Source organism: Streptomyces sp. NRRL B-3229 (genome assembly GCF_000719505.1).
Lineage (GTDB): Bacteria > Actinomycetota > Actinomycetes > Streptomycetales > Streptomycetaceae > Streptomyces > Streptomyces griseorubiginosus.
Genome location: NZ_JOGP01000057.1, coordinates 1 through 5,038 on the forward strand (window position 1 = coordinate 1; position 5,038 = coordinate 5,038).

The following is a 5,038-nucleotide window of genomic DNA, read 5'->3' on the forward strand; positions in this document are numbered from 1 at the left end:
CAGGTATGGAGGACGACGATGACCTCACCCTCGGAGAGACACCCGCACCCGGCCCGCAGGGCCGTGCTCGGCACCGCGCTGGGCGGAGCGGCCGCGACCGCGTTACCCGGAACGACGGCTGCCGCTCTACCCGGCACGGCCCGCGCCGGAGATACGACGTCCGCCCGGGCCGGCGCCGGGAGCCCCTGGAAACTCCGCGACACCATGACCACCGACGACGCGTGGGCCCGCTTCCTGCGCGACCAGGACCTGTTGTGGAGAAGGCTGCCCACCCTCTGGTACGAGGGCCCCTTCCTCGGCGACGGCCAACTCGGCAGCATGGTCTACCAGGAACCCGGTGCCAACCGGATCCGCTTCACCGTCCAGCACGGCCGGGTCCAGGACCACCGCCCCGAGTTCGGGAGCGGCTGGGGCACCTGCCGACTCCCCGTCGGCCGTCTCACCCTCGAACCGGTCGGCACCATCACCGCCGTCGACTGGCGCCTCAGCCTCTGGAACGCCGAACTCACGGGCACCGTCACCACCACCGCCGGCACCCTCACCCTCGCCGCCCTCGTCCATGACGAGGTCCTCGCCGTCCGTGTCACGGCCCGCGGCGACGAGCGGGTCACCTGGACGTTCCACCCCGAGGAGGCCGTCAGCCCCCGGAAGATCAGCGAGGCCCCGCCCACCGACTACACCGCCAACCCGCCGTGGACCACCCGCACCGCCCCCGACGGTACCGAGCAGGTCCTCCAGCCCCTCAGCGGCGGCGGACAGACCGCCACCGCCCACCGCCGCACCGGCGACGACCTGCTGCTCAGTGTCGGCCACAGCCACCCCTCCGACACGGCCGCCGAGGCCGACTCCCTGCGCAACCTCCGCCGTGCGAAGTCGTACAGCGCGCTCCGGAAGCGGCACACCAGCTGGTGGCACGCCTTCTACCGCAAGAGCTTCGTGTCGTTCCCCGACCAGCGTCTCCAGAGCTTCCACTGGATCCAGCTGTACAAGGTCGCCTCCGCCAGCCGCGCCGGCGGACCCGTCATGGCGACCTCAGGGCCCTGGCTGGAGCCCACGCCCTGGCCCGCGGTCTGGTGGAACCTCAACGTCCAGCTGGAGTACTGGCTCATCCACGGCTTCAACCACCCGGAGCTGGACTCCCTCGCGACCACCCTGCGCCAGAACCAGGAACAGCTGACCGCCAACGTGCCCGCCGCCTACCGGGCCGACAGCGCGGGCGTGGGCCGCAGCTCCGACATGTTCGCCAACCGCAGCGTGGGCCGGCCCGGCACCGGCGCCGAAGTCGGCGACCTGACCTGGGCGTTGCACAATGTGTGGCTGTCCTACCGCCACTCCATGGACACGTCCCTGCTGCGCGACACCATCTACCCGGTGCTGCGCCGGGCGATCAACTACTACCTGCACTTCCTCACCACGGGCAGCGACGGCAAGCTCCATCTGCCCAGCACCCTGTCGCCCGAATACCCGGTGGTACCGCCTCAGGACACCAACTACGACCTCGCCCTGATCCGCTGGGGCTGCCGGACCCTCCTCGAGTCCGCCGAACTTCTCGGTACCGAGGACGAGTTGGCCCCGCGCTGGCAGGAGGTCCTCGCCAGGCTCACGCCCTACCCGGTCGACGACAACGGCTTCATGATCGGTGCGGACACCCCGTACGCCCAGTCCCACCGGCACTACTCGCACCTGCTGATGGTCTACCCGCTCCACCTCGTCACCTGGGACCAGCCGGAAAGCCGCGCCCTCATCCCCAGGTCGATCGTCCACTGGCACGCGCTCACCGGCGCGCACCGCGGCTACAGCTACACCGGTGCCGCCTCCATGTACGCCATGACCGGCGACGGCGACACCGCGATCACCTACCTGCGGAAGTTCTTCGACCCCACGACCCGATTCCCCTGCCGCCCCAACACCCACTACACCGAGGCCGGTCCGGTCATCGAGACCCCGCTGTCCGCCTCGCAGTCCCTGCACGACATGTTCTGCCAGAGCTGGGGCGGGGTGATCCGGGTCTTCCCCGCGGTCCCGACCGCCTGGGCCGACCTCACCCTGCACAACTTCCGCACCGAGGGCGCCTTCCTGGTCAGCGCCGTCCGCAAGGCCGGAACCACCCGCTTCATCCGCGTCCGCAGCCTGGCCGGCGAGCCCCTGGAGCTCAAGCACGGACTCACCGGACGGGTCACCGCCGTGCTCGACGACGGCACCCCGGCCCGCACCCACGACCTCGGCGGCGGCACCCTCGCCATCGACCTTCCCCGCGGCCGCGAGGTGCTCGTGCACGCCGGTACCCGCCCCGACCTCACCCTCGCGCCCGTCGCCGTCAGCGAGCCCGGACCGGCCTGGGGACTGCCGTAGAGGCCACACGACTCGGAGGACATCGATGTCAGTTCCGATCAGAACGGCGGTCGCCGCACTCTGTGCCTCGCTGGCGGCCGCACTCCTCGGTACCGCACCCGCTCAGGCCCAACAGCACGACCAGACATGGTCGTTGTCCACGGGAGCACAGGCGCCGCGCGCCGAGGTCGGCCTCGACGGCACCACCGGCCGGCTGACGCTCGCCGTGTCCCGCGGCGGCCGCACGGTCATCGAGCCGTCACCCGTCGGTCTCGTCACCGAACAGGCAGACCTGTCGAAGGACTTGCGGTTCCTGCACCGCAAGAGCCGTAAGGTCGAGGAGCGTTACCGCACCAAGTCCGGCAAGCGCCAGGACCGGCGGGTCCGGATGAACGAGACCCGGCTGTCCTTCGCCGGCGCCGCGGGCGCCCGGCTCGATCTCGTGGTCCGCGCCGCCGCGGACGGCATCGCCTACCGGTACGTCCTGCCCGCCGGGTCCGGTGACGTGCTCGGGGAGGCGTCCGCCTTCAACCTCCCGGCGGACGCGAAAGCGTGGCTCGGCGCCTACCGGGTGGACAACGAGGGCCAGTTCGCCCAGTACACCGCCGCGAGCGCGCCCACCGGCGAGTACTCCGACCAAGCTCTGTTCTCGACCGACGGCGGGTACACCCTGCTCGCCGAGTCCGACCTCAACGGCGACTACTCCGGTGCGCGGCTCGCCCATGACCAGGGCACCGGCACCTATCGCGTCGAGCTCGCCGACGAACGGGTCGCCGCCGGCGGCCCGTTGGCCACCTCGTGGCGCGCGATGGTCACCGGCGACCTCGCCACCGTCACCTGCTCCACCTTCACCGACGACCTCGCCCCCGCCTCCCAGGTGCGTGACACCTCCTGGATCAGGCCCGGCACCGTCCTGTGGACGTGGCTCGCGGGCGGCAGGGAGGCGGGGCAGAGCCTCGCCGCGCAGAAGGCGTACGTCGACCATGCGGCCCAACGCCACTGGCCCTACGAGGCAGTTGACGCCGGCTGGTACTACCGGCCGGGGGAGTGGGACGTCACCGACCCCGACTGGCAGACCGACAGCTGGATGCCGGACCTCGTCCGGTACGCCCGCGCCAAGGGTGTCGGCATCATCGTCTGGATCCACCAGCGCGACCTCGACACCCCCGAGGAACGCGCCCAGTGGCTGCCCACCCTGGAGAAGTGGGGCGTGAAGGGCGTCAAGATCGACTTCATGAACTCCGAGGCGCAGCCCATGCTCCGCTGGTACGACACCATCCTCGCGGAGACGGCCGCCCACCACCTCATGGTCGACTTCCACGGCTCCACGATCCCCAAGGGCATCCAGCGCACCTGGCCGCAGGTCATGACCCTGGAAGGGGTCGCGGGCGAGGAGAAGCGCACCAACACCGCCGCCCACCTCACCACCCTGCCCTTCACCCGCAACGTCATCGGCTCCATGGACTTCACCCCCGGCGCCTTCCAGCGGGTCGGACTGCGCCCCAACTCCGACGCGGCCGAGGTCGGCCTCACCGTCGCCTACGAGTCGGGCCTCCAGATGTTCGCGGGCACCCCCGAGTCGTACGAGGCGAGGCCGCTCGCCCGGGCCTACTTCGACCAGGTCCCGGCGGCCTGGGACGACACCCGGCTGCTCGCCGGCACACCCGGCCAGGAGGCCGTGCTGGCCCGCCGCAGCGGTGACCGGTGGTTCCTCGGCGGCGTCTACGCGGGAGCCGCCCGCACGGCCCAGGTGCCGCTGTCGCTCGGTCCGGGGCGGTGGCTCGTGGAGACGATCCGGGACGGCGCCGACGGCCTCGTCCGGGACAGCCAGGTCCTGCGCGGCGGCGACACCCTCGCCGTCGACGTCGTCGCGAACGGCGGCTTCGCCGGGCTCGCCTGCCCGTGGCGGCCGGGCCTCACCACCTGCCACCGCTGAGCGCGCGGTCGTTCCGGGAGCCGTGTCCGGTCGGCGAGAGGCTGATCGGATACGGCTCGGACGGCCGGCATCCTCACTAGACTGGGCGCCGGAGGTGCCCAAGTGGCCGAACGAGCAGGCAAGTTGAAGGAGGCTCCCGAACCGGCGACCGTATCGACGACGGTCGTGGTGATCGGCGCGGGCCCGGCCGGGATGACCCTCGCCACCCTGCTCCAGCACAGCGGTGTCCCCTGCGTCGTGCTGGAGCGCCGCTCCCGCGAGCACGTGGCACAGCGCCAGCGGGCCGGCATCGTCGAGACCCGCGCGGTCCGCATGTTCGACTCGTGGGGGCTGGCCGACCGCGTCCTCGGCGGCATCCCGTACGACGGCATCCTGGAGATCCGCGTCGACGGCCGCAGCCACCTGGTCTCCGACCGGGACGGTTCGGACGGCCCGGTGGCCCGGCTGTGCCCCCAGCAGGTCCTCGTGCAGAAACTCACCGAGACCTTCCTGGCGGGCGGCGGCGACCTGCGCTTCGAGGCCGCCGACGTCTCCCTGCACGGCCTGACCGGCGACCGCGCGACCGTCCGCTACCGCACCCCCGACGGCACCTCACACGCCCTGAGCTGCGACTTCGTCGCCGGCTGCGACGGCGACCGGGGAGTCAGCCGTACGGCCGTCCCCGACGGTGTCCTCACCGCGCACGCCTTCGACCACGGCATCGGCTGGCTCACCGTCCTGGCCGACGCACCGCCTCCCGCACACCCCCTCCTGGCCACCGGCACCCAGGGC

3 protein-coding genes are annotated in these 5,038 nt (G+C 71.9%); all 3 read left to right on the forward strand.

The window, feature by feature from the left end; genetic code table 11:
* Window positions 1-18: 18 nt before the first annotated feature.
* Window positions 19-2,352, forward strand: coding sequence for a glycosyl hydrolase family 95 catalytic domain-containing protein (locus IF54_RS0138475; protein ID WP_030327319.1), 2,334 nt, complete (start codon window positions 19-21; stop codon window positions 2,350-2,352).
* 25 nt (window positions 2,353-2,377) lie between these two features.
* The gene (locus IF54_RS0138480; protein WP_030327320.1) at window positions 2,378-4,267 is read left to right on the forward strand and encodes a glycoside hydrolase family 97 protein; all 1,890 of its coding nucleotides are present in this window, start codon (window positions 2,378-2,380) and stop codon (window positions 4,265-4,267) included.
* Window positions 4,268-4,369: 102 nt separating this feature from the next.
* On the forward strand, window positions 4,370-5,038 hold a 669-nt coding region (locus IF54_RS0138485; RefSeq protein WP_159002311.1), incomplete at its 3' end, for an FAD-dependent monooxygenase.

What these genes read in the sequence shown, in the direction of transcription:
- IF54_RS0138475 (WP_030327319.1), top strand. Translation starts at nt 19, where the DNA reads ATGACCTCACCCTCGGAGAGACACCCGCACCCGGCCCGCAGGGCCGTG.
- IF54_RS0138480 (WP_030327320.1), top strand. Translation starts at nt 2,378, where the DNA reads ATGTCAGTTCCGATCAGAACGGCGGTCGCCGCACTCTGTGCCTCGCTG.